The sequence below is a fragment of the Dehalobacter sp. genome (assembly GCF_030063005.1).
Taxonomy (GTDB): domain Bacteria; phylum Bacillota; class Desulfitobacteriia; order Desulfitobacteriales; family Syntrophobotulaceae; genus Dehalobacter; species Dehalobacter restrictus.
This window is the reverse complement of record NZ_JAPDHR010000004.1, coordinates 31,950-58,015: the sequence shown is the minus strand read 5'-3', so window position 1 is coordinate 58,015 and position 26,066 is coordinate 31,950. Positions and strand designations below refer to the sequence as shown.

Sequence of the window (26,066 nt, the reverse complement as noted above, 5' to 3'; positions counted from 1 at the left end):
GAAGCTTATAAATATAGTATCATTAAGTGCCTGGTACCTTGTTATCCAAAAAATTCTTGGTACAAAGCACTTATTTTTTTTTGCCTTGCCAAATAGTATAATAGAACTGTTGACCGATTTCTTGATGGAGTAAAGAGACTAAATGAAAAGAGCCATACTGATTAGCCAGGAAAAACAAATTAATGAATTGAATGCCATCCTGCCTTTAGCCAATTATCAGGCGATTGCAAGGACCGACAGCGGTATAGAGGCTCTGCGCATAGCGCAGCGGGTTGAGCCTGACCTGATCATTTGCGGAGGGGATATCCATGGGATTTCGCCGCTTGATCTTGTTCAGAATCTCGTACACGCCAATATTTGTCCGGTTATTTTCGTGCTTGATCAAAAGGATTATGTGAACCTGGATTTTGCGCTGAAAACCAATGTCCACCATATCATGACGGCTCCGCTCAGAGCGATAGATGTCGTCTCCGGGATTGCCCAGGCTGAACACCGGTTTAACAGAGAAATAGAACTGCGCAAAGAAATGAATAAATTAAATGATGAACTTAAAACAAGAAAACTGGTGTATCAGGCAATTTTAATCCTGATTGCAGCCGGGACGGATGAAGAAACAGCCTATGCCTCGATTCGAACAGAAGCGATGACCTCAAGAAAAACAATTCGGGCAATCGCTGCCGAAGTCGTAAAAGGAACGTGGAGACCTTGATAACAAAAAAACAATTTCTGATCCGGTTCATCGTTGGGAATATGTTGTTGTTCATCCTCTTAGGACCTTTCATTGTTTTTTACGGTCCTTTTCATTCGTTGACTTATGTTACAGTCAGTACGATTCTGTCGTCCCGCCATCCTCAAGTCGCGGATTTTTTTTTAGCGGATCAAAAAATTGCTGAGATCACTCAGAAATATGGAAATACATCAGTTACCGTGGAACCTGTCATCCAGCATATTGACCATCAAATTGTGGATGAAGAAAACGGGATCAGGCTAGAGAATATTCAAGGTAAATATTTTAAAGGCATTGTCATGCTCGTACGTAATCCTCTTCAGATTGAAGTAGCGGCTACCAAAGAGATTGGCGTAGCCGGACAACGCTTATCAGAACTGGTCACTGCGGAGGGTGCGGTAGCCGGTATAAATGGCGGAGGCTTTTATGATCCGAATTCTCAGGGGAACGGCGCTTATCCGGATGGGATCACCGTCAGGGATGGGCAGCTCATTCATGAAAACCTGAACGCAGAAAGTAGTGCGAATCTGATCGGTTTTAATAAGGAAGGCAAGCTGATCCTCCGGACAGTATCTGCCCAGGAACTCTCGTCCGGACTGATCGGGAACTTAGGGATTCAGCAGGCTGTCAGCTTCGAGCCAAACCTTATCCTGAACGGAGAGCCTCAGATCAAAGGTGACGGAGGTCAGGGCCTTGCTCCCAGAACAGGAATCGGGCAAAAAGCCGATGGTACGGTTGTTTTTGTTGTGATCGACGGCAGACAGCCTGAATGGAGTATGGGAGCCACACTACGGGATCTGATGAATGTATTTATAGAATACGGGGCTGAAAATGCAGTGAATCTTGACGGCGGTTCTTCAACGGAATTGTTCTATCAAGGTCGGATTATCAATCAACTGTGGAACATCTACGGTGAACGTTATATGCCTACAGCTTTTGTGGTCATGCCAGGAAAGAATCAGAGTGGGGTGGGGCAGAATTGAAAAGACGATGGATGATCTGGCTGATAATGCTTTCCCTGGTCTTACAGCTTGCTGTTTATGCGCTGCTGAACTGGAAAGCAGATCAGCTGTTAAACCCTTCTTTGCACATTAATCAGGTTTATGTTTTGAAGACGGATCTCAGTCAGGCTGATAGTTTCATGCTGTCATACAATAAAAAGTTTTTGGCTTATCAAACTGGACGTTATCTTGAAGTCATTGACTTGACGACCAACACGAAAATTTTTGCGGAGAGTCCGGAAAAGGACACGGCAAAGATTGTTGGCTTCGCTTGGCTTCCGGACCGGAACGGTATGGTCTATCTGATCAGGGAGCAGAACAAGAACGCCGTAACAAGCTTATATTCAGTGGATTTCAGCACCGGCTCTTCTGAATTGAACAGCTTTAAACCGATGCTGGACAGGGAATTAAGTCTTGCGGTCGATCAGGTGCTGCAAATTGAAATGTCGACGTATACGAACAAGCTATTTATCTTGTTTAAGGATGACAATCAGACTCACCAGTTGATTACAATGGATATTATGAAGACCCTGAACAGGGTGAATCAGCAGGGAGAAGAAATTCTAAACATTGCGGTTTCCAATAAATTCGGCAGCATCTATGCAGAGAGCAGAATGGGGATGAACAAGACGATTGATGTTTATCAGGCCGGCAGTAAGAATCATATTTCTGTTGATCCTGAAGATACGCTGCTTGGCTGTCGTGACGACAAAATCTATGTTGGCAAAATCAGCGGGAACATTCTTCAGGAGGTGACCGTTTATCAAGTACAGCCATCCGGCCCGGCGATGACGGAAACCGTGGTCTGGCAAGGGGAGATTCCGTATGCGGAGACAGAAACAAAAATCAGCAATACGAATCAGGTCATGATCAAAAGCAAGGGACGCCTGGACGTCATTTCCGCTAACGGTAAACATCAATGGCTGAGATTACCGGATGTGTCCGCCACAAAATCCAATACGGTCATCATCTTAGCTCCAACGGGTGATTTGTACCTGGAGCTTTTGCCGGGAAACGAGAAGTCTGTTTATTACTGGAGGGAAGTATAGTTCATGTCAATTTTAAAGTTAACGAGGTACCATGATGGAGAATATGCCTGAAAAGGTTTTAAATGAATATAACCGGGCCCGCTTAAATGAAGAAGCAGTCAATATAGAAAAAGTATATTTCTATAAAACAGACAAACGCGTCAATCCACGGCAGGAAGAGCCGTTCCTGTTAACGCGCGGGGAACTTCCGGTGCTGGTGTCCGCCCCGCATGCGGTCAGGCATTACAGGCAGAAAAAGATCCTGATGTCGGATCAGTTCACAGGCTCCGTTGTCTTCCTGTTAAACAAATTGACGGGATGCCATGCCATAGCAGCAACAAAGCTCTACGGTGGAGACCCAAATGCCGACAATCCCTGCATGTATAAAGACCGGATCGCCAGCTTCTGCTGTGAAAAGAAAGTAAAGGTCGTTCTGGACATTCACGGGGCTGCCCGGGAGAGAGATTTCGATGTGGACCTGGGCACGAATCAAAAGAAGAACCTGCTTGGCAAGGTGAATATTTTGGAAATCCTGGAACAAAACTTCCGGGATTTCGGCTTAGCCAGAGTTTCGACGGACTTTTTTGCCGCTTCCGGCGCGAATACCGTCTCCCATTTTGTCTCACACGAACTGGGAATTCCGGCAGTACAGATAGAGATCAACAAACATTACCGGGTTCCAGCTCAAAATGGCCCTGGATTTCACCGTCTAATGGGTGCCCTGGCGGAAAGTGTAAAAGAATTAGCCCGAATACTGTAAACAGCCTTCCCGGACGCTTAATCCTGGACGCTTAAAAATTTTCCGATCAGGAAAATAATAGCCAGGCACTTCCCCTGAATTAATCAGATAAAATAAACCAACAATGATTAAGTTGGGGGAGGTATTCAATATGGTTCCGGGTATGAACTCATTAGCTCAGGATTTAGCCAAGGCGATCAACGGAGAGTATAGTGCGATTGCCTGTTATGCGAAGCTGGCAGAAAAAGCGCCGAATCACGAAGAAAAAAAGCGGATCATGGAGATCCGCCAGGATGAAGTGCGCCATTATCAAATATTCTCGCAGATATTTACTGAAATCACAGGGGTAAACCCAAACCCTCAGATTACGGAGAAATGTCCTGCTGCTTACAGGGAAGGTTTGAAGTCCTCTTTTAAGGATGAGCAGGAGACGGTTGATTTCTATTTGGATGTGGCTGAAAAAACCCAGGATCCTTTTATTAAGGAACAATTCAAAAGAGCCGCCGCTGATGAGCAGAACCATGCCGTGTGGTTCATATCGTTTTTAAAAAGATAAGAAAAAGCAGTTACAGCCCCATATGCCGCAGATCGTAGCCGGTGGGGCTCTGATAAATCCGCAGTTCAAACTCCGGGACAATGGCCAGGATATGGTCAAAAATATCGGCCTGGACGGTTTCATAGCTTTCCCAGGATGTATCCTTGGTAAACGCATAGATTTCGATCGGAATCCCGTACTCGGTCACCGGAAGCTGACGTGCCATCCGGGTCATTTCCGGGTGGATTTCCGGGTGGTTTTCAAGATAGGTCTGAAGGTAGGCCCGAAATGTACCAATGTTGGTAAGTCTTCTGCCGTTTACGAGCTGAGCAGGATCAATGTTATGTTCCAGGTTGTATTTCTCGAGTTCCAGTTTTTTATTCTTGATATACTCAGAAAGATATCGGAATTCCTTGAACTTCTCCAGCATATCATCGGTGCAGAAACGGATGCTGGAACTGTCAATAAAAATGGACCTCTTAATTCTTCTGCCGCCGGATTCCTGCATACCACGCCAGTTTTTAAAGGAATCGGAGATCAGGGTATACGATGGAATCGTTGTAATCGTATTATCAAAGTTTCTGACTTTGACGGTGTTCAGGGAAATGTCCGTAACGTCACCGTCAGCACCGTACTTGGGCATCTCTATCCAGTCACCGATCCTGAGCATATCATTGGAAGACAGTTGAATCCCCGCTACCAGACCCAGAAGAGAATCCTTGAAGATCAAGAGAATGATTGCCGTTACTGCTCCAATTCCGCTTAGCAGAAGGAGAGGGGAACGGTCAATAATCGTAGAAATGATCCAGATGCCACCGATGATCCAGACGACTATTTTCAGGGCCTGGACGATGCTGCGGATCGGTTTGAAACGGGAAGCTTCAAAAGTCTGATAAATATCGTCAATCGCGTCAAGCAAAGCAAGCATGGCCAATGTGCCGGCCACGATGATGTAAATAATCGCTATTTTTTGAATGGAAACGGAATATTCCGGGAACAGTCCGGCTACGGCGTAGATTACAATTGCCGGGATCATATGCGCCAGGCGTCTGAAGACTTTCCTGCCAAGAAGCTTATCATCCCAGAGGATTTTGTTTCGATGGATGTAGAAAGCAAGGATTCGCAGGAAAACTTGCTTTGTAACGATGAAGGCCAAAATACTGATCAACAGAATCATAACCACCGCTGCAGCATTCGCGATCAGGACTGCAGCCGTTTCTTCAATTCCTTTGTAAATCAGCCATTGATCCAGATTGAATATCATACGCACTACCTTTCAAATGTGGATGTGCCTATCGGCCCGCGTTCACGGTAGCTTTAGCTGTATCTTTAGCAGAGCCGGCGGAGGCATTACCAGCATTATCATCCGTTGGAAGCGCCTGGCTGGTATCCAATCCGCTGTCCACAGTAAGGCCTTTGTTATTGATGGTTGTGAGCTGATTTTCCAAGGCGTCAAGCATTTCCCTAATCTGCTTAATCTGGTCCAGTACACTTTGCAGCTCTGTTTTCGTGGTATCTGTTGCATTTGTCTGATCAGGATTTCCTGCATTATCAACAGGCGTTTCCTGCAGCGTATCCAAAGATGGGATATAACGGCCAAAGATTTCCTTCAGTCCTTCTTCAAGCGTTTCGGTCATCGTAATCTTATCTTCATAGACGATAACCACGCGTTTCAACTCAGGAATACTGCTGTTGGTCGTGGACTGCAGATAAATGGGCTCCACAAACAGGAAATTCCCGCCAATCGGCAATACCAGGAGATTTCCCCTGAGAACGCTCGATCCTTTTTGGTTCCATAATGCAAACTGTTGGGAAATTACGGGATCCTGATCGATTCTGGACTCAACCTGGAATGGACCGTCAATCTCCATATTTTTAGGCATTTTATATAAGACGAGTTTGCCGTAATTCTCGCCGTCCATCCTGGCGGCGAGCCAAGCGACAAGATTATTCCGACTGTTCGTAGTACTTGAGGCCGGGGTAAAAGGCTGCATCAGTACAAATTCTTCGTTCGTTTCCCCGGGCAGTTTCATGATCACGTAATAGGGTTCCACATTTTGTTCCGATGAACCGTAAATTTCCTTTGCAACGTTCCAGGCATCTTCTTTATTATAGAATACTTTGGTGTTGGTCATATGAAACGTGTTCAGCATGTCACACTGGATTTTGAACATTGTTTCCGGATAGCGCAGGTGCGATTTTATAGAATAGGGCATTTCCGAAATACTTTTAAATACACCCGGGAAAATCCTTTGATAGGTCTGAAGAATAGGATCTTCTTTGTCGACCGCGTAGAAATCAACAGTCCCGTCATAAGCATCGACAACGACTTTAACGGAATTGCGGATATAATTAAAATCCTGGGTGGAGTATTTGCTGGAGTAAGGAATGCTGTTCGTTGTCGTATAGGCATCAATGATCCATTTAATCTTGCCGTTGTCAATGATTGTATAAGGATCGTTATCATAGGTCAGAAACGGCGCCAATTTCTTGGCCCGCTCCAGAACATTCCGGTACAGAAGAAGCTTGCTTTCCGAAGTTACTTCTCCGGCTAGATAAAAACGCGGGGTCATCTGATGAAGAGACAGCATCAGTTTGTTAAAGGCAGTAAATGGGATACCTGTCTTGCCGGTATAGCTGCTTTCCGCATTTTCATTGCCTAGGGGATAATCAAATTCTTTGGATTTGGTGTTGGCGACGACCCAGTCATTCGTCAGTTCGCCAAAGTAGATTCGCGGTTCGGTAATCTTCAGTTCCGTATAGTCTGTTTGCGGCGGCACATTGCTTACTGCAAAAGCAGGAAGCCCTTTGGTGGTGACAGCATTGGCGAACGAAGCGGTTAAGCCGAAACCATGCGTGTATTTAAACCGGGTGTTAACAAAGGTCAAGGCTTTCGGATCGAGGTCCTGAAGCGAAATTTCCCTCGCCGAGAGCATTACCTGGCGATATGTATCACCAATCTTGTAGCGGTCCACATCAATATCATTAAATTTATAGTACTGGCGTATCCCTTGTTTTTGCGCGTAGATCTGCTGCATGGGGCGGGGATCATTCAGGCGGATATTATTCAGCGTTCCGAGTTCGTTTTTTAAGTCTTGTGCAGTAACCGTCTCAACCCCGGTGTAATCCTGCTCCTTAATTTTATCCAAACCGTAGGCGTAGCGGGTCATTTGGATTTCACTGGCAATATACGGCGCTTCTTTTTGCAACTCGTTTGGAACGACAACCAGGGACTGGAGCATGCTAGGAAAGATACCGGAAGTGAAAAACGAAAAGACAATCAAAAACGAGACCGGCAGGGTCAACAAACGGGAATCTTTTCGGAAAAAAGCGATAAGGGAAAACAGGAAACAGACCAGGCTCACAACGACGAGGATTTTAAAGACTGGAAGCGAAGCGTAAATGTCGCTGTATCCGGCACCGACGACGTGACCTCGATGCGAGTAAACGATTTCATAGGCGCTGATATAGTAGCCAAAGCCTTTCAGCGCAAAAAGAAGGGTTAAAAGGATTCCAAGATGCCTTCTGGCTGTGGGACTGATTACAACAGCATCTTTCTTCCAAAACCGGATGGAATGGAAGCGGACGACCCCGGTCATAATATAAAAAAGCGCGGTAAACAGGGTTAAAATAAGGATTGGGGAGAAAAACGCGTTATAAATGGTCTCAAAGAAAGGAAGTTTAAACACAAAGAAACCAAGATCCTGATTAAACAGCGGGTCGGAATAATGAAAGGAAGAGGCATTCACAAAGGACAGAAAATCAAGCCAGCCGGTAAAACCGACGATGAAACTCACAATAATACTGACCACGGCAGATAAGACAAGCAGGGAAACGGTAACCCTGCGCGGACTGACAGCAGGCGGAAGATTGACCTCTTCGACCAGTCTGATCCTTTTGCGGAATCTTTCATTGTAAAACGTAGTAAACGCATGTCTTCCCGACATCAGTGTCACGAAAATCACTAAAAACAACATCGTTCCGTTAATGGCCTGAATGAGTACTTTGCTGAAGAACGGTGTCCAGAAAAGAGTTGCGTACCCTAAGTCGGTAAACCACAGCCAGTCTTCGTAGAATCCGCTCAAGGCCGAAAGCACAGCAATAATAATGATGAGTAAAACGAGTACCTTGAGAACAGGTTTAAAAATAGATTTTCCGCGCATATTTCCCTCCTGAGTTAAATTGTTCAAATCACAAAAAATATATGTAAACTTCTGCTTCATTTATTTTTTGTTGTTGGCAATATATTCATAGTTTATCATAAAATTCATCTTATTGGCTTCCTGAAAATAAATTTCTGAGCTATACTTTTAATAAACAAGAAATTAACCTGAGAATAAAACAAAAGGTTGGTGCAGCAATGTATGATCTGATTATTATCGGAGGCGGCCCCGCAGGGCTTACGGCGGCCATTTATGCGGCAAGGGGCGGATTAAAAACAGCAGTTGTCGAATCCATGATGCCGGGCGGGCAGGCAGCGGCAACAGAAAAAATTGAAAATTATCCGGGATTTCCGGAAGGGATTACCGGCTTCGATTTGATGAATGCTTTTTATAAACAAGCCATGAATCAGGGCGCCGAATTCATTTTCGAACCGGTCCTGCAACTGGATCTTCAGAAAGAAATGAAGACGGTTGTGACCGGACAGCAAACCCTCGAAGCGAAAGCGATGATCATTGCTGCCGGATCCAAGCCGCGTTTTTTGGGCGTAGCGGGAGAAGATACCTTTCACGGACGCGGCGTATCGTATTGTGCCACTTGTGATGGGGCGTTTTATAAAGGAAAGAAAGTCGCTGTCATCGGCGGCGGAAACGCCGCGCTTGAGGAAGGTGTCTACCTGACAAAGTTTGCATCTGAAGTCTATATTGTTCATCGCCGAAAAGAATTCAGAGCTTCGCAGATCGCAGCCCAGAGGGCGAAAGAAAACCCGAAGGTTAAGTTTGTCCTGGATAGTGTTGTCCAGGAGATCGCCGGTAAGGATAAAGTACAAAAAATAATTCTTAAGAATGCCGGTTCCGGGGCTGTGGAAGAAATCGAGGTTGACGGTGTCTTTATTTATATCGGCACCGAACCAAATACCAAGTTTACGTCAGAATACTTTGAAGTCGATCAATATGGGTATATTATCACAGATGCTTTGCTGAAAACAAATATTACTGGGGTCTATGCGGCCGGAGATATCCGTAATACCCCTTTGAGGCAGGTTGCAACCGCAGTCGGGGATGGAGCGCTTGCGGCAGTTCAGGTTGAAAAGTTTCTGGCGAAAATGGAATAGAAACACGTAAAAATAATCAGACAATTATTACCATGTACAGACACTTTAGCAGTGTTTCTCCATATCCTATAACAAAAAGGAGGTATGGAGATGTACTTCGGAAGAAAATCCGGCTATATGAATCAGCCGCCGGCTGTAAATATGATGAATCAGCCTGATATGACCGGTATGATGAATCAGCCTGAGATGACTGGTATGATGAACCAGCAGGATATGATGGGCATGATGAACCCGGAAATGATGTCTCAGTATGAACAGATGGGTCCTGAAGGCATGTATGCGGAGCAGACGCAGTCAGGGTATACCTGCGATCCATGCGGCTGTACACCTTATTATGAACACATGGAGGTTCATAAGCCGCTGCCGGAAGTTTATGTCGTTCAAAAAGGGGATACCGTTTACAAAATTGCGCAGAGATATGGACTGGATTGGCGTGAACTTGCTGGGTATAACCATCTAGGCAATCCCGATCTTATCTATCCCGGTGAAAGACTTTTTATTCCTCCCAGATATTAAGTGAATCATGTTCCCGCGTCAGGTGCGGAGGACAAAACCGGCAGCCGGATACACATTCAGGGCTCTTAAGGTGCACACATTCCGGCTGCCGTCTTTCTCATGAATTTTCTAGTGAATGCCGATAAACATGGGCATTTTTAATCATTATGATGATTGGTGGATGGAATGAATACGACATATAAGGAAGAATGCGCTTCTCCTCTTCTTGCAGCGCCAAAGACAAAATTTACATTGAATGCTTTCGTTTAATTGGGGGAGAATAGATTCAAGCTCACAGATCTTAGCAAGGTGGTTTTTATTTAATTGCCATCGATAGTTAAGATTATGTGAGCTTTTGATGTTTTGGATCTTATCAACTTGAAAACATATGGTAAAATAGAAGCAGAGCATCATGACAGGAAAGGAACAACACCGTGAAAAAAACGAAGCAGTATTTTTACCGGGAGTGGGTTATCTATGGCCTGCTCATCGGTTTGAGCGTTTTAATATTAGGAAGACTGTTTTACCTCCAGGTTATCAATTCCGCAGAGTTAAAGGCCAGAGGTGCGGATTTCCAGGCGATAAGACAGACCATGCTTTATGAGCGGGGAACCATTATGGATGCACAGGGCAATGTGCTGGCGAAAAGTGTGCCGGTGAAGGATGTCTATGCCGATCCGAGAATGCTGGATAAATCCATTGCCAAGGATAAAACGCTGACAAGCGAACAAATATTACAAAAAAAAGAAAAAATCGCTGAAAATATTGCGGCCATTTTGGGGGAAGATAAAAATGATATTCTTACCCTACTGCGAAAAGACTTGGCATGGGTCAGCCTGAAACGGCAGGTAGATATCAGTACGGCGGAAAAAATTAAAGAACTTGATATTCAAGGGATCGGCTTCAGTGATAATTATAAAAGAAGCTATCCGGCAGGGGAGATGGGAGCGGCGATCCTTGGTATTGTCAATATGGCTGGAGACGGGGTTGAAGGTCTGGAGTATTCCTACAACGCCGAGCTTAAAGGGGAAGCAAATCTAGAGAATCCGGTAGAAACGGATCAAAACAATGAGATTCAGGATAATGTACAGTCAGGGGACAATTTAACCCTGACCCTCGATTCCACCATTCAGCATCTCATTGAACACGAACTGGATGATATTGTCGCAGAAACCAAGCCACAGAGAGCGGTTATCCTGGCCATGGATCCCAAGACCGGCAAAATACTCGGTATGGGCTCCAGACCGTCCTATGATCCGAGCAACTATGCCTCCACCAAACCGGATCAAAGGAAAAACCTGGCCATCAGCATGATTTATGAACCCGGGTCCACGTTTAAAATCATCACCGGATCGGCAGCACTCGAAGAAAATGCCATTAATACGACCCAACTCTTCAAAGATCCGGGCTATTGGGTTGTCGGGGGCCGCAGGATCACAAACTGGGATTCCGACAAAAAGGCGCATGGCAACATTACTTTCGTCGATGGCATGAAGCTGTCTTCCAACGTTGTACTTGCCCAGGTCGGACAAAAACTAGGCAGAGACCTATTCTATACATACTTAAAGTCTTTTGGCTTCGGAAGTCTGACAGATATTGATATTTCCGGTGAAGAAAGGGGCCTTTTGATTGACAAGAGCAGGGTCAAAAGCCTTGAACTGGCGACCATGTCGTTCGGTCAGGCCAACCTTGTCACCCCGATCCAGCTCTTAACGGCGATCTGTGCGGTGGCCAACGGAGGCCAGCTCATGCAGCCGTATATTGTAGAAAACATTAAGAATAAGGACGGGGAGATCGTCAGTAAAACCCAGCCGAAGATTGTCCGTCAGGTTATTTCCAAGACAACCAGCAAGACCATGAGCGATATCCTCGTGAGTGTCGTAGACAGCGGTACCGGAAGCCGGGCTAAAATTCCCGGTATCAAAGTTGCCGGCAAAACGGGAACAGCCCAGAAAATTGATCCTGAAACCGGGAAGTACTCGGATACCGATTATATCGTCTCTTTTGTCGGCTATGCTCCGGCCAACGATCCAAAGATCGCCGTACTGGTCGTTATTGATACACCGCATGCACCGGTCATCCAGGGGGGAACACTCGGTGGACCACGCGTTAAAAATATTATCGAGGGCACTTTACAATATTATGGCGTGCCGGTTTCCGCTGAGACCCCGAGTGATCTTACCAAGGTTGACCCTGACGTTCTGGCGGAGCAAGCGGCCGCGAAAAATGGTAATACGGAAGCAGACAAGAACAGTCCCCCTGCCAGACAGGCTGGAGAAGGCGAAGTGCTTGTACCAGATCTGAAAGGACTGACCATCAGACAAGCCGGCGAATTACTAGGAAAACTGGATTTGCGCTATGAATTTGGCGGCAGCGGCCTCGCCTATAAGCAGTCACCGGAGGCCGGCAAAGTTGTCAATCGGGGAGATACGATCGAAGTTCTGTTTGGGACAGGTGAGTAGCTTCGATTGAGGGCTAACAGGGTACTAAGGAAAGGAAGATGCACGTGTTAAAAAATTCCTTCGAGCTTGCGCGGGAACTTACCTGTTCGTTGACGGAAATGACAGGTGTTTCCGGATATGAACAGGGTTTAAAAACAACACTTCAGGATATTTTTGCGCCACTATCGACAGAGACTTTCTCTGATTTTATCGGCAATTTCTATGCGGTTAAGAAAGGAGAGCACAGCGGGAAACATTCCGTAATGCTCGCTGCCCATATCGATGAGATCGGGTTGATGATCACCCATATTGATGAAAGAGGATTTTTACACTTTGCCACGCTCGGCGGAATTGACCAGAGAACCTTGCTTTATCAGGAAATCCTGGTACACGGAAAGGAAGATCTGCGTGGCGTAGTTTGCCTGGGATCTTCCCACAAGGACAGCAAGAAGCGGCAGACCCTCGATATAGAGGACCTGGTGATCGATATCGGTTTTAATGATGCAGCGGCAGCTCAAATGGTTAAACCGGGAGATATCGCCAGCATCAAAAGGGGCCCGCTGCAGCTGCTTAACGACAGAATATCCGGCAAAGCGCTTGACGACAGAGCTGGAGTCGCAGTACTGGCGGTATGCCTGAACGAACTGATGGGTATGAAACATCAGCATGATGTGGTAGCGGTCGCTACGGTTCAGGAGGAAGTGGGTTTAAGAGGAGGGCTTACCAGCTCGGAGCGGCTTTTGCCGTCGCTGGCAGTTGCCGTTGATGTGACGCATGCCCAAACGCTGGATACCAAAAGTCAGGTTTCCGCTGAACTGGCGAAAGGACCGGTGATCAGTCTAGGCCCGAATATCCATCCCTGGGTCTACGCCAGGCTCTCCGACAGTGCGCAGCAGAACAGGATTGTCTGTCAGCGGCAGGCAGTTCCAGGAGCGACAGGCACCGATGCCAGAGTGATTCAGCTGACCGGTTACGGCATACCGACCGGGTTGGTGTCCATACCTCTCCGGTATATGCATACATCCGTCGAGACGGCCTCGCTGCAGGATATTGTTGAATGCGGCAAGCTGCTGGCGTATTTCATTACATCGTTGCCGGAAGAATTGGAGGAAATCTAACATGCTGTTAAAAGAATTATCTGAGCTTAACGGCGTATCCGGTAATGAAAAGACTGTCAGGGATTTTATCCTGGAACATCTTAAAGACCGACTCCAAGAAAATTTGAATTCGTGCAGGACGGATCATATAGGAAACCTGCTGGTAGAGAAGAAAGGGGCCGGCAAAGAATTCGGTGAAAATTTGCCAAAAGTCCTGGTCTGCGCCCATATGGATGAAATCGGCCTGATGGTTACGGAAATTACTACGGATGGCTATCTGAAGTTTCAGACCGTCGGCGGTGTTGAACCGGGAATTTTGATTGCCAAGACCGTCGTATTCGACAGCGGTCTGCAAGGCGTCATCGGTTTGAAAGCCGTTCATTTGCAGAAAACGGAGGAAAGAAAAAAAATCCCGGATATCGAGGATCTCTACATCGATATCGGGGCATCTTCCAAGGCAGAAGTAGAAAATGTTGTGAAACTGGGCGATTACGTCACGTTCCCAACAGTATTTGAAGAGATTGGTTCAGGACTGTACAAAGGCAAGGCCCTTGATGACAGGGTAGGCTGCGCGGCGGTCATAGAGCTCTTAGAACAGGATTATCCCTGTGATCTGACAGCTGTATTCACAGTACAGGAGGAGGTTGGCCTGCGCGGATCGAAAGTGGTAAGCAATTATCTTCAGGCAGATCTGGCCCTGGTTGTTGAGGCGACAGGCGCTGCAGATTTTACTGAATCCGAACGGGAAAACTGGATTGTCACACTAGGAAACGGTCCAGCCTGTTCGCTGATGGATTCCGCAACCGTCTATAGACCTGGACTCGTCCAAAAAGTGATGGCTGCAGCTGCAAAAAATAATATTCCGCTCCAATTCAGACAAGGGGCTGCCGCGGCCAATGATGCAGGAAATATCCATCAGGCCGGTATCGGCATACCTACGATTACACTCAGTGTACCGTGCCGGAATATCCATACGATGAGCTCCATTATTTGCCTAAAAGACTATCAGCACTGTATACAGCTTCTTCAATGCATTTTAAACGACATTCACGATTTCTTAAATTTTAATATTTCTTAATATAGTCTGAGGACCACAGTTCGGTGAAAAGCGAAGCTGGATGCGGAGCGCGGCTCTTTGCGCCAAGGATGGCATAAGAGCCGAAAAGCGGTATTGTGGGCCTCGAACTTACCCGAGAAAATACATCTAATGGAATCCCTGATAAGAAGTAGGAGGCTCTTTATGACAGATACAAAACCTTTAGACTCTTTAGATTTCACCTTACTTCAGCAGCTCACCCAGACTTTTGGTCCTTCAGGCCAAGAACATAACGTTGCGGCGCTGATTTTAGACCAGACAAAAAATGATGCTGATACCGCTTATACGGATACGTTGGGTAATCTGATTGTCAGAAAAAAAGGCCAGGGAAAGAAAATGATGATTGCCTGCCATATGGATGAAGTCGGCATCATGGTTACCCATATCAATAAGCAGGGCTATCTGTATTTTGCACCGGTTGGCGGTTTACGAGATCATGTTCTGCTCGCGCAGCGCTTTGTTTTTGCCAACGGAACAGTAGGTGTCGTCAGCCGTGAAGAGAAAAAGAAGCCGGATGAAAATTCACCGGAACGGCTGTTCCTCGATCTTGGAGCAACCAGTGAACAAGAGGCCAGAACGATGGTTCGGGAAGGCGATATGGCCGTATTCTCCGGAGCTTATCATGAGACCAAAGACTGTATGATCTCCAAAGCGCTGGATAACCGGGCAGGCTGTTTTATCGCCTTGGAAGTATTGAAAAGAGTCAGCAGCCAGAATGATTTGTACTTTGTGTTTACTGCCCAGGAAGAAGTAGGCGCGCGCGGAGCAAAAACAGCCGCCTACGCGCTGGAACCGGATCTCGCTTTGAATATCGATACGACGTTCAGTTTTGATATGCCCAGGGAATACGAGGTGCCGCGGACTTCTCTGAATAAAGGTATTGCGATTAAAGTGATGGACAGATCGATCGTCGTATCTCCCCAAATTAAAAACTGGATGGCCGAAATCGCCAAACAGCACGAGATACCCTATCAATGGGAAATCATTACAAAAGGAGGTACCGATTCCGGACCAGTTCACCTGACCAAAGGCGGGATCCCTACCGGGGGCTTGGCTGTTCCAGTCCGGCATCTGCATACGCCAGGGGAAATTGCGTCTAAAAACGATATTAGATCCGGTATATCGCTGTTGCTTGCCTTACTTGAATAAGAGAGAGTAGGAATAACATGAAAGATAAAATCAAACAAATCCTGAATCAGATTCAGGACAGTCAGATTTCAATCGATGAAGGCTTGCAGCAGCTTGAGCAGATGTACAGCTGTGACATGGGCTATGCGCGTTTGGATACTCACCGTCAGTATCGTAAGGGGTTTCCGGAAGCAATCTTTTGTCCGGGCAAAACGACAGACCAAATTGTTCAGATTGCCAAAAAACTGCATGAGGTTTCCGATCAGAACGTACTCGCAACAAGGGCCGGCAGGGAAGTCTATGAGGCCGTCTGCCGGGAGATCCCGTCGACTGAGTTCAATGAAACCTCCCGCACGATTGTGATCAGAAAAGGGGTTCAAAGGTCTGTTGGCAATATCCTCGTTGTGAGTGCAGGTACTTCAGATCTGCCAGTTGCCGAAGAGGCAGCTGTAACCGCGGAAGCTATGGGCAATAAGGTCGAACGCATGTATGATACAGGCGTAGCAGGTCTTCACCGACTATTGTCCCAATCGGAGCGGCTGCAGCAGGCCAAGGTGCTGATTGTTGTCGCCGGGATGGACGGCGTGCTGCCAAGTGTTGTCGGTGGACTGGCCGCCAGTCCGGTCATCGCGGTCCCAACAAGTGTCGGTTATGGCGCGAATTTTGGCGGACTCGCCCCTTTGCTTACCATGCTGAACAGCTGCTCGGAAGGAATCGGCGTTGTTAATATTGACAACGGGTTTGGAGCCGGGTATCTGGCTTCGCTGATTAATCAGGCGGGAATATAACCAGACCTAAAAAATAAAAGAATTTGTAAAATTATTGCGATAATTATCTTAGTCTTAAATGGAGGAAGGAGGGGGAATCATGGGAAGCAGCGGAATGGATATTCTGTTATTCTTTACAATCTATTCTTTTTTAGGCTGGATGCTGGAATCGGGGTTTGCCTGCATCGTCCATGGAAAATTTATCAACAGGGGCTTTTTAGCCGGATTCTTTTGTCCGCTTTATGGTTTCAGCGCTGTTTTAGTGCTTCTTTCTTCCGAATGGGCGAGTTCCGTCTTTGGAAGCTCACCGGCCGCAGTACTGATCAGTATTTTGATGGCTGTCCTGGTTGTTACCGGATTGGAATATCTGACGGGGTTTCTTCTGGAAAAAATATTTCACTACAAATGGTGGGACTACAGCAATAAAACCGCCAATCTAAAGGGGTATATCTGTCTGGAATATTCTGTACTCTGGGGTTTGCTGGCCTTTGTGCTGCTCCAGTATGTTCATCCGGTCATTTCTGCAAGGGTATTCTTGATACCGGTGGAAGTCAAGGCGTATCTGGTCATTGCGTTTGTTGTCTACTTTTTCGCAGATACAGTGAAATCTGTCGGCGATGCGCTGAATCTCAGGGAAGTCATTCTGAATTATGCCAACGTCCCCGTAATCAAATATCGAGAAAAGGTATTGAAATACAAACGGTTTTTTCTGGCTTTTCCACTCCTGATGGTTTTGAATGCGGGTATCATTAACCGTGATGTAAGGAGCATCCTGAATGAAAGGCTTAACAAAATTAAGATCGAACTTAAAGACAGGTTTCAGTGATTTCGATGAATACCGGGACTGTATTCAGGAATTGATCATTAACGAAAAACTGTATGTCATGGAGAAGTATATTCATCATAAGCATATTACCTGTCTGGAACACAGCTTTTCCGTGTCCTACACCAGTTTTATTCTTTGCCGTAGACTGGGGCTCGACTTCCGGTCTGCGGCGCGGGGCGGACTCCTGCACGACTTTTTTCTGTATGACTGGCATACGACGAAACCGGAAAAGGGGTTGCACGGATTTACCCATCCGTCAGCTGCCCTGGAAAATGCCGGAAAGTATTTTATTTTGAATGATGTGGAAAAGGACATTATTGTCAAGCATATGTGGCCCTTAACTGTGAAACTGCCGCGCTATACGGAATCGTTTGTTGTCGCCTTCGCAGATAAATACTGCGCACTGTTTGAAATCATTATTCCAAGATCGGCGATAGCAAGGAAGGATTGTTTAAAAACGTTGATGATCACTAACCACAATTAGAGAGAAAATAATAAACCAGGATAGTATCTCATTAGGTTATCCTGGTTTTTTCATGCAGTAATCCTTGAAATTTCCTGAAAGATTTGTTCTTTTCTGGGGACGCTATGTTCATATGCAATTTCAAAACAAAAATGTGCGAATTAACATTTTAAAGCAGGAATATGTTCATTTACACGGAATATATATGTTTAAATAAACATTTGGAGGATGATATTTATGTCCGTTAAAGTAGCAATCAATGGTTTTGGCAGAATTGGAAGGCTTTGTATGAGAGCTTTCCTTGAATCTTCAGGGGATTTGGAAGTCGTTGCAGTCAATGATCTTGGCAAAGCAGATATGCTGGCGCATTTGCTGAAATACGATTCTACCCACGGTACACTGCCTTACGATGTTATCGTCGAAGATGGTGTGATGAAGGTCAAAGGAAGCACCATCAAACTTTTGGCCGAAAAAAACCCGGAAGAGCTGCCCTGGAAAGAACTGGGCGTCGATGTCGTGATTGAATCGACCGGAAGATTTGTGGACAGGGAAGGCGCAGGTAAACACCTGAAAGCAGGGGCTAAAAAGGTTGTTATTTCGGCACCCGGGAAAGATGAAGATCTCACGATTGTGATGGGTGTCAATGACGACAAATATGATCCGGCCAAACATCATATCATTTCCAACGCTTCTTGTACCACCAACTGCCTGGCTCCTGTTGCGAAAGTGATTATGAAAGAATTTGGCATCGAGCACGGAATGATGACGACAACGCACTCCGTAACCAATGACCAGAGAATTCTAGACTTTGAGCATTCTGACTGGCGCAGAGCCAGAGCTGCATTCCAATCAATGATCCCGACAACCACAGGAGCGGCAAAAGCTGTGGCCCTTGTTTTGCCGGAACTCAAAGGAAAGCTGAATGGTCTGGCAGTAAGAGTCCCGACACCGAATGTGTCTTTGGTCGATTTTGTTGTGAATGTCAGCAAAGCGACGACGAAGGAAGAAGTCAATGCCAAGCTTAAACAGGCTGCAGAAGGTGAGCTTAAAGGAATCCTTTCCTATAACGAACTCCCCCTTGTTTCGAGCGATTATAACGGCAATAATGCCAGTTCGATTGTTGACGGACTGTCCACAATGGTTATCGGGGATAAGATGGTCAAAGTCCTGGCCTGGTATGACAATGAATCCGGCTATTCGAACAGGGTGATCGATGTGATCAAGATGATGGCTGCCCGCGGGTTTTAATTAATATCTTGGGTAAATAACATTTTTAGTATCTCGGGCCTGTCTGCATGCCACAATTCCGCTTCCAGCCGTTGTGTCCTCCTTGACACAAACGGCTGCGCTACGCGTCCTGCTTCGCTTGACGCTGGAATTGTGGCACGCAGACAAAATCTGGAGTAATGTAGATGAATCTTTGCATGACAGTTTATTTTTCGTAGGCAAATTAAGTATGTCGTGTTAGCCAAATTCAGTAAGAGAGGGCGATATGATGCGAAGAACCAAGATCATTTGTACGATCGGTCCCGCCAGTGAGCATCCGGATAAGATCAGACAGCTGATTCAGTCCGGCATGAATGTGGCCAGACTTAACTTTTCTCACGGCAGTCATGAGGCGCATGGAAAAACAATTGTGAACCTCAGAGCTGCTGCAGAACAAACCGGTGTTAATCTGGGGATCCTGCTGGATACCAAAGGTCCGGAGATTCGTACAGGCTTGGTTCCTGAGCAAGGGGTCCATCTGGAAAACGGAAGCAGCTTTATGCTTGATCAGGATGAAAGCCTCGGTTCAGCTGAGCGGGTCTTTGTGACCTATCCGGATCTCTGGAGCGAGGTTGTGCCCGGAAATCATATTCTGCTGAGTGACGGGCTGCTTGACCTGGAAGTCACCTCAGCTGAGAATGGACAAATCACGACGATCGTCAGGAACGGGGGCCTGCTAAAATCCCAAAAAGGGGTCAATGTTCCCGGCGCCAGCATTCAGCTGCCGGCTCTCACGCTGAAAGATATCGAAGATATTCAGTTTGGGCTGCGAAACGGGATTGATTTTATCGCGGCTTCCTTTACCCGCAAGGCTTCGGATATTCTGGAAGTGCGGAAGGTTGTCGAGGAAGCGAACGCTGCGGTAAAGATTATCGCCAAGATTGAAAGTCATGAAGGCATACGTAATATCGACAGTATTTTGGAAGTTGCCGACGGTATTATGGTAGCCCGGGGAGACCTCGGCGTGGAGATCCCGGTGGAAGAAGTCCCAATTTTTCAAAAAGAGATTATTTGCAAATGCAATGCGTTGGGCAAAACAGTCATTGTAGCGACGCAGATGCTGGAATCGATGACGCACCAGCCGCGTCCGACCAGAGCAGAAGCAAGTGATGTTGCCAATGCAATTTTAGACGGCACGGACGCGATCATGCTCTCCGGTGAGACTGCAGCCGGTGAATTTCCGGTCGAAGCGGTACAGACAATGGATAAAATAGCGCACAAGGCTGAAGGGATATTTTTTAAGACCAGTGCCCCGTTGGAAAAAGGACGCAATATTGCCGACGCGATCGGTCATGCCAGTTATACCATAGCAGCGGATCTGAACGCGGCCGCAATCATTACGCCGACCCAGTCCGGCAAAACAGCCAGAATGATTTCCCGTTACCGGCCGAAGTCGTTGATCATCGCAACAACGCCTTATCCCGAAGTAGCGAGAAGCCTGACCCTCAGCTGGGGTGTTCATACCATCATTGTCCCGGAAAGTACAGGAACGGACCAACTGCTTTCCGTTGCCGTGACAAGATCTTTGGATCAGAAATTGATTCAAACCGGCGATGTTGTTGTGCTGACTGCGGGTGTCCCGGTCGGTAAAGTTGGCACGACCAATCTGATCAAAGTCCAGGTGGTCGGGAATGTGCTGGCAAGAGGTACAGGGATCGGACGAAGAGCTTATTCGGGGAAAGCAAGCAAAGCTAGCGATCCGGAGAAATTCAGCCAAGGGGATATTTTTATAGCACCTTTTACCGATGCCGAGCAGCTGCCGGTTATGGCGAAAGCCGGTGCAGTTGTGGTTGAACGCGGAGGACTGACCTCGCATGCAGCCATCGTTGCTTTGGAATATGGGATTCCGGCAATCGTCGGAGCGGATGATGCTGTACAGAAGATTCAGGAAGGTGTTTTAATTACTGTAGACGCCTTGTCCGGCGTTGTCTATGAGGGTTCCGTTGCAATACTATAAACAAAGAACTGGCAGATCTAATACCTTGTCATACTTAAATAAACTTTAATATGGCAATAGCATGAAATGCATATATAAAGCTGGAGGTGGGCAGTTGACAGCGGGCAGACAGGAAAAAATCAGATATTTGCTCCAAAAACACGGGCATTTGACGGTAGCGGAACTGGCTGCTGAGTTTAATGTTTCCGAAATGACCATACGCCGTGATCTTAAACAGCTTGCTTTGATGGGCTTGATTCAGCGGGAACACGGCAAAGCCGTTTATCCTCAAAACCCTCAAATTAAGAATACCGTCTTTACTACGCGGATCGGCGAAGCCCAAAGTGAAAAGCTTAGCATTGGCCGAGCAGCTGCTGGTCTGATTAATGAAGGAGAATCCGTAATTCTAGATTCCGGAACGACGACACTGGCGATTGCGCTCGCCCTTGACATAAAATGCACGGTTGTAACGAATTCCCTTGCCGTTGCCGAAATACTCAGTATGCGTGAAGATATCACGACCGTCTTAACAGGCGGGGAAGTGCAAAGCACGACCTATTCGCTGCTGGGGCCGATGACCAGGGAAAATCTAGATGGTTTCTATGCGGATAAACTGTTTCTGTCGGCGACAGGCATCAGCACGGAAAAAGGTCTTTCGACATCGAGCATGATTGAATCCGAAGTCAAACAGGCCATGATTACTTCGGCCAGGGAAGTTATTCTTGTCGCTCACAGTGCGAAACTTGGTCATATTCTCTACCATACATTTGCTAAATGGGAAAAAGTGAATCAATTTATCACAGATGCTGGAGCTTCTCCGGAACAAATAAAAAGAATTGAACAATATGGTGTAAAAGTCACGCTTACTTCTCCCTGAGCATTACTTTTCTTATACGCTAGCACCGAATATTGCACCGGTAATCATCGGGATCAACCAGATAACCCACACAAGAATACTGAATTTATGAAATTTACCAATCATTTGCTCATTGTTTTTCATCAAGACGACTGTTGCCCAAATGGCATGAAAAAACATAATGATAATCGCCGCGAGACCGGTGAGACCATGAAAAGTGAATTGAAGCAGGCCTCCTACCATAAGTCCCATTGCCCCAGTTCCAATGGTATCGCAGATCAGGCCGCAATAAAAGGTTATGACATGCCACCATTTCAGTCTGCGTTGAAAATGCTCGCTCCAGACGCCGATGCTGTAAATCAGTAAAGCTAAAGAAATGAAAACCATTCCGATTAAACCATACGTACTCATTAATAATCCTCCTGTATGATCCAGTTAATGCTACTTTGTAACTATCATATCAGAAAGAGGTAAAAATGGTAATATGTAATGATTGCCCATCTCTCGCAATCATTTTTTTTATCTGCGCAGAAGGGAACTTGTCCTTCGTTGTAGAAAATTATATAGCAGTTCAGAATTCAGGAGGAAATTAATGAATCAGCCACAATTCTTTGCAGGACAAAAACTTAATTTTACGACTAACTCCGAATTGTTTCACGACATCTATACTGCAGAAATAAAGAATGTATTCCCTGACCGCTTGGAATTGGCAATCACTTTACATAAAGGTTATCTGCTGCTGATCCCGATTGGTACCGTGATACGCTGGCTGGTTTCCGATTCGAAAATCGTCCTTACATCCGAAGTGATTTCCCGGCAGCCGGCTCAGCAGAGCTGGTGCGTTACGATTCCAACTGTCCAGAGACAGCAAAAAAAATCCAGAGTCATTGCGATCGGCAGCGGTAAGGGAGGAGTTGGTAAAACTTCACTCGCTATCAATTTGAGTATGGCTTTAAGCCAGCTTGGTAAAAGAGTCATTATCCTTGATGCCGATATTGGGATGGCCAATGTCGAATTATTGTTGAAATTGAATAATCCGCTGAACCTTACCCATGTCCTGAAAGGCGAGTGCACCTTAAAGGACATTCTGACTCCCGGTCCGGGAGGAATTAAGCTTCTGCCGGGTTCAAGTGGCATTTCATCATTAACAAATCTCAGTCCTCTTCAGTTTAACCGTATCATATCCGGATTTGCGGATCTGGAAGGTGAATGCGATATCTTTCTGATCGATACCGGAGCAGGTATTTCGGAAGTCGTACTTAAATTTTTGGAGGCTGCGGATGACCTGCTGCTGGTTACCACCACAGAACCGCACGCGATGATGGATACATACGGACTGACCAAAGCGCTGGCGTACCGCAATTCGAATATCCGTCCTTACCTGGTGATCAATCGCTGTGAAGATGAAGCCGAAGCGATAAAGTGCTGTGAAACATTTAAGAAAGCTTCGTCCAAATATCTCAAGCTGCAGCCGGAACTGCTTGGCTGGATTTACGATGACAAAAAAGTCACAAAATCCTTAAAGAGTCAAAACCCCTTATTTTTATCCCAGCCTAATTCTGAATATGCAGTTCAGGTCCTCAGCATCGCCAAAACGCTTCTTGGGAAAAGAGTCACCCATGAAAGGTCCACGGGAATTTTGTCCTTTATCAATAAAATTAAAAGAAATTTTGCCTAGAATATAAGGAATTTCTCAAGGAATAAACGTGTGAGCCAATGAATTGGAAAATTCCTGTATTTTCTTAAGGCTTAATTAATGGTATGATATAGCAGTGTACGAATGACAAGCTAAGGGAGGCGAGAATGATTAGTAGAAAGATAAACAAAAATTATCTGGACAAAATCATACAAAAATTTAAAAAAGTGAATACTGCAGAGGCTTTGGCTAAGCAAGCAAAAAAAATAAAATTTGGCATCGTGAACTTAGCAAATAAAATCGAATATAAAGAAATTTTTTCGAAGACGGCAGCAAAGATTAAAAATATTTCCTGGAAATCTCCAAAGACGATCGGGATCACCGTGCTGGCTTTGGCAGTGATTTTCAGTGGTTGTTTTTATTTTAGCTCGACAACTCCGGCAGTAGGTATTGTTGTAAACGGTAAAAACATTGGTTATGCAGCAAGTAAGTCTGAGGCTAAACGACTGGTTCAAGAGATTCTTACCCAGCAGGGGAACGCAGCCGGAACCGTTGCTCAGACCAGCGATACCATAGAATATAAAAGTCTAAGATTAAAGAATGAAGATTATACCGGGCCGGTGTCTAAAGATGTTTTGGCAAATGCCATTAAGCCGTACGTCAATGGCTATGGGCTACAGGTGAATGGCAAAGTCGTGGTTGTTTTAGCCAACGAACAAGACATCAATACTTTGTTGAAAAAGTATGAGGATTATCAGACGAAGCCTTCGAAAAATAATACTGTTTCTTCAGTTAAAATTGTCGAACCGGTCTCCAAAATTGCATCAAAGGTTCACCCGAGTGAAGTCAAGACAGTTGATGCCGCTTTGGAAATCTTGGTTAAAGGCGATGTGGCAGAAACCACGTATACCATTCAAGAAGATGATTCTTTATGGCTGATTGCCCGTAAGAACAATATGCTGACAGACGAAGTGATTGCTGCTAACCCGGGATTTACTGAAGACTCAGTAATTCAGCCAGGACAGAAAATCAAGCTTGTTCAAACAAAGCCTTACCTTACAGTACGAAGTGAAGGTACGAAAGTAGTCAGTGAGGTTGTTCCGTTTGATGTGCTTTCCAAGACGGACAGCAGTCTCGGCTACGGCAAGAGTATCATCAAGCAGGCGGGTAAAGATGGTGAAAAGGCCGTTACATATTCGTATGTTGAGGAAAATGGTAAAATGATCGAAAAGCAGGTTGTCAAGGAAGAAGTCGTCAATAAACCTGTAAATCAGATTGTTGCTAAAGGACCTGGCCGCTCAATTGTCTATGTTGGGACATCCCGCGGATCCGGCAGTATCTCCGGTTTAAGCTGGCCCATCAGCGGAGGTATTACCTCCTATTATGGTTCTCGTCATGGCAGCTTCCATACTGGAATCGACATTGATGGAGTTACCGGCCAGCCCTATTATGCGGCTGCTTCCGGCACCGTTGTAGAAGCAGGATGGGATGGCGGATATGGATACTGCATCATGATCGATCATGGTAATGGCGTATCTACCCGGTATGGTCACTCATCCAAACTATTTGTCAGTGTCGGACAAACTGTATCGAAAGGCCAAAACATCGGCAATGTAGGCTCAACCGGCAATTCAACAGGATCACATTTGCATTTTGAAGTAATCATTAACGGCAGTACTGTAAATCCTTTGAACTATCTCTAAAACAGGAATAAAATAGCGCTTGGACAAGCGCTATTTTTTTTAACTGTCTAGGTTATCGAAAAGCTGTACATTTTCCGATAGATCGAAGTGCAACCTAAGTTTTCTAAAAAACTTGACAAATAGGATGTAATTGGTAGGATTATTTATAATATCTTTTTTTGGATGGAGTGATAGCATGCCATTTCAGATCGTAGTAGACAGCGCTTCAGATATGCCAAGAGATCTAGCTGAAAAACTTGGGATTGTTGTTGTCCCGATGCCGGTAAATATTGATGGGGTTACCTATGCTGAAGGGATCGATATTTTTCCGGACAAGTTTTACGCTAACTTCAAAGACTATAAAGAACTCCCGAAGACTTCGCAGCCTAATTTGAATCTCTTAAAGGACGCCTACGAAAAAGTATTGGCTGAAGGTAAAGAGGTCATTGCCATACACCTGTCTTCCGGCTTAAGCTCAACTTGTCAAACGGCAGTGATGGTGCGGGAAATGTGCAGCGCTTCGGAGAAAATACATATCATCGACAGCCTTGGTGCATCTTTGGGATTTGGACTGCAGGCCATACTTGCGTCAGAAATACTGAAGCATACCGATACCTGGCAGGAGATTGAACCGCAAATCATGGAGATTAAAAATAAAATGCGGTACATTTTTACCATTGATACGCTGGAGTACCTTGTGAAGGGCGGAAGATTAAGCAAAACAGCCGGATTCGTCGCCGGACTTTTGGATGTCAAACCGATCCTGCACATGAATACGGAAGGAAAAATTGACGTATTTAACAAAGTCAGATCCAGAAAAGCTGCGATCCGCAAGCTTATTGAAATCATGAAAAATGAGATCGTTGAAGCAGAAAAGCAAGTGATCGGAATTTCTCATTCGGCATGTTTGGAAGAAGCCAAAGCCCTGGCTGAAGAAATCAAAAATACACTGCCGGTCAAAGACGTAATTATTAGTGATATTGGCTGTGTTGTAGGCAGTCATGTCGGACCGGGAACGCTGGCACTTTACTACCAGTCCGTTCCGAAGATGTAATAGAGGATTGATTGAATA

Annotated in this window: 23 protein-coding genes; 20 read left to right on the top strand and 3 right to left on the bottom strand. The window is 45.7% G+C overall.

Annotated features, from left to right (window positions below; all coding sequences use genetic code 11):
- The first annotated feature begins 142 nt into the window (after positions 1-142).
- From OKX56_RS01615 to OKX56_RS01595, 5 genes are all read left to right on the top strand, one after another.
- Positions 143-709, top strand: coding sequence for an ANTAR domain-containing response regulator (locus OKX56_RS01615; RefSeq protein ID WP_019225340.1), 567 nt, complete (start codon positions 143-145; stop codon positions 707-709).
- A complete protein-coding gene (locus OKX56_RS01610; RefSeq protein WP_019225341.1) occupies positions 706-1,710 on the top strand; it encodes a phosphodiester glycosidase family protein in 1,005 nt (334 codons plus the stop codon). The genes OKX56_RS01615 and OKX56_RS01610 overlap by 4 nt, the downstream gene beginning before the upstream one ends.
- Positions 1,707-2,777, top strand: coding sequence for a hypothetical protein (locus tag OKX56_RS01605; RefSeq protein WP_019225342.1), 1,071 nt, complete (start codon positions 1,707-1,709; stop codon positions 2,775-2,777). Before OKX56_RS01610 ends, OKX56_RS01605 begins: the two co-directional genes overlap by 4 nt.
- Before the next feature lie 31 nt (positions 2,778-2,808).
- On the top strand, positions 2,809-3,516 hold the full coding sequence (locus tag OKX56_RS01600) for a hypothetical protein (RefSeq protein ID WP_019225343.1): 708 nt from the start codon (positions 2,809-2,811) through the stop codon (positions 3,514-3,516).
- Positions 3,517-3,646: 130 nt separating this feature from the next.
- A complete protein-coding gene (locus OKX56_RS01595) occupies positions 3,647-4,051 on the top strand; it encodes a ferritin-like domain-containing protein (protein WP_019225344.1) in 405 nt (134 codons plus the stop codon).
- A 10-nt stretch (positions 4,052-4,061) separates the two neighbouring features.
- Here the strand turns inward: OKX56_RS01595 and OKX56_RS01590 are convergent, their stop codons facing one another.
- Together OKX56_RS01590 and OKX56_RS01585 are read right to left on the bottom strand one after the other, a co-directional pair.
- A complete protein-coding gene (locus tag OKX56_RS01590) occupies positions 4,062-5,294 on the bottom strand; it encodes a mechanosensitive ion channel family protein (RefSeq protein WP_019225345.1) in 1,233 nt (410 codons plus the stop codon).
- Between the two features lie 28 nt (positions 5,295-5,322).
- The gene (locus OKX56_RS01585; RefSeq protein ID WP_019225346.1) at positions 5,323-8,193 is read right to left on the bottom strand and encodes a UPF0182 family membrane protein; all 2,871 of its coding nucleotides are present in this window, start codon (positions 8,191-8,193) and stop codon (positions 5,323-5,325) included.
- 197 nt (positions 8,194-8,390) lie between these two features.
- On the opposite strand from OKX56_RS01585, the gene trxB reads away from it, so the two are divergent.
- From trxB to OKX56_RS01525, 12 genes are all read left to right on the top strand, one after another.
- Entirely contained in the window at positions 8,391-9,305 is a 915-nt protein-coding gene (gene trxB, locus OKX56_RS01580; protein ID WP_019225347.1) for a thioredoxin-disulfide reductase, read from the top strand.
- Positions 9,306-9,395: 90 nt separating this feature from the next.
- Entirely contained in the window at positions 9,396-9,821 is a 426-nt protein-coding gene (locus tag OKX56_RS01575; protein WP_019225348.1) for a LysM peptidoglycan-binding domain-containing protein, read from the top strand.
- Positions 9,822-10,234: 413 nt separating this feature from the next.
- The gene (locus tag OKX56_RS01570; RefSeq protein WP_019225349.1) at positions 10,235-12,262 is read left to right on the top strand and encodes a PASTA domain-containing penicillin-binding protein; all 2,028 of its coding nucleotides are present in this window, start codon (positions 10,235-10,237) and stop codon (positions 12,260-12,262) included.
- Between the two features lie 38 nt (positions 12,263-12,300).
- Positions 12,301-13,359 (top strand): zinc-binding metallopeptidase family protein, encoded by a 1,059-nt coding sequence (locus OKX56_RS01565; RefSeq protein ID WP_034361939.1) that lies wholly within the window; start codon positions 12,301-12,303, stop codon positions 13,357-13,359.
- A 1-nt stretch (position 13,360) separates the two neighbouring features.
- A complete protein-coding gene (locus tag OKX56_RS01560; protein WP_019225351.1) occupies positions 13,361-14,416 on the top strand; it encodes a M42 family metallopeptidase in 1,056 nt (351 codons plus the stop codon).
- A gap of 162 nt (positions 14,417-14,578) precedes the next feature.
- On the top strand, positions 14,579-15,583 hold the full coding sequence (locus tag OKX56_RS01555; protein WP_019225352.1) for a M42 family metallopeptidase: 1,005 nt from the start codon (positions 14,579-14,581) through the stop codon (positions 15,581-15,583).
- A gap of 17 nt (positions 15,584-15,600) precedes the next feature.
- Positions 15,601-16,350, top strand: coding sequence for a nickel pincer cofactor biosynthesis protein LarB (gene larB / locus OKX56_RS01550; protein WP_019225353.1), 750 nt, complete (start codon positions 15,601-15,603; stop codon positions 16,348-16,350).
- Between the two features lie 79 nt (positions 16,351-16,429).
- Positions 16,430-17,155, top strand: a complete 726-nt coding sequence (locus OKX56_RS01545; RefSeq protein ID WP_019225354.1) for a putative ABC transporter permease — start codon at positions 16,430-16,432, stop codon at positions 17,153-17,155.
- Positions 17,106-17,639 carry an HD domain-containing protein gene (locus tag OKX56_RS01540; protein WP_019225355.1) on the top strand — a complete coding sequence of 178 codons (534 nt, stop codon included), beginning with the start codon at positions 17,106-17,108 and terminating at the stop codon, positions 17,637-17,639. Before OKX56_RS01545 ends, OKX56_RS01540 begins: the two co-directional genes overlap by 50 nt.
- 216 nt (positions 17,640-17,855) lie before the next feature.
- Positions 17,856-18,866, top strand: coding sequence for a type I glyceraldehyde-3-phosphate dehydrogenase (gene gap, locus OKX56_RS01535; RefSeq protein ID WP_019225356.1), 1,011 nt, complete (start codon positions 17,856-17,858; stop codon positions 18,864-18,866).
- A 247-nt stretch (positions 18,867-19,113) separates the two neighbouring features.
- On the top strand, positions 19,114-20,841 hold the full coding sequence (gene pyk / locus OKX56_RS01530) for a pyruvate kinase (RefSeq protein WP_026071839.1): 1,728 nt from the start codon (positions 19,114-19,116) through the stop codon (positions 20,839-20,841).
- A gap of 94 nt (positions 20,842-20,935) precedes the next feature.
- The gene (locus OKX56_RS01525; RefSeq protein ID WP_019225358.1) at positions 20,936-21,697 is read left to right on the top strand and encodes a DeoR/GlpR family DNA-binding transcription regulator; all 762 of its coding nucleotides are present in this window, start codon (positions 20,936-20,938) and stop codon (positions 21,695-21,697) included.
- Between the two features lie 12 nt (positions 21,698-21,709).
- On the opposite strand, the gene OKX56_RS01520 is transcribed toward OKX56_RS01525, so the two are convergent.
- Positions 21,710-22,087 carry an HsmA family protein gene (locus tag OKX56_RS01520; protein WP_019225359.1) on the bottom strand — a complete coding sequence of 126 codons (378 nt, stop codon included), beginning with the start codon at positions 22,085-22,087 and terminating at the stop codon, positions 21,710-21,712.
- 181 nt (positions 22,088-22,268) lie between these two features.
- On the opposite strand from OKX56_RS01520, the gene OKX56_RS01515 reads away from it, so the two are divergent.
- The 3 genes from OKX56_RS01515 (at position 22,269) to OKX56_RS01505 (ending at position 26,048) form a co-directional block, all read left to right on the top strand.
- Entirely contained in the window at positions 22,269-23,354 is a 1,086-nt protein-coding gene (locus OKX56_RS01515) for a MinD/ParA family protein (RefSeq protein ID WP_019225360.1), read from the top strand.
- Positions 23,355-23,479: 125 nt separating this feature from the next.
- A complete protein-coding gene (locus OKX56_RS01510) occupies positions 23,480-25,015 on the top strand; it encodes a peptidoglycan DD-metalloendopeptidase family protein (protein ID WP_019225361.1) in 1,536 nt (511 codons plus the stop codon).
- A gap of 175 nt (positions 25,016-25,190) precedes the next feature.
- A complete protein-coding gene (locus OKX56_RS01505; RefSeq protein ID WP_019225362.1) occupies positions 25,191-26,048 on the top strand; it encodes a DegV family protein in 858 nt (285 codons plus the stop codon).
- Positions 26,049-26,066: the final 18 nt, after the last annotated feature.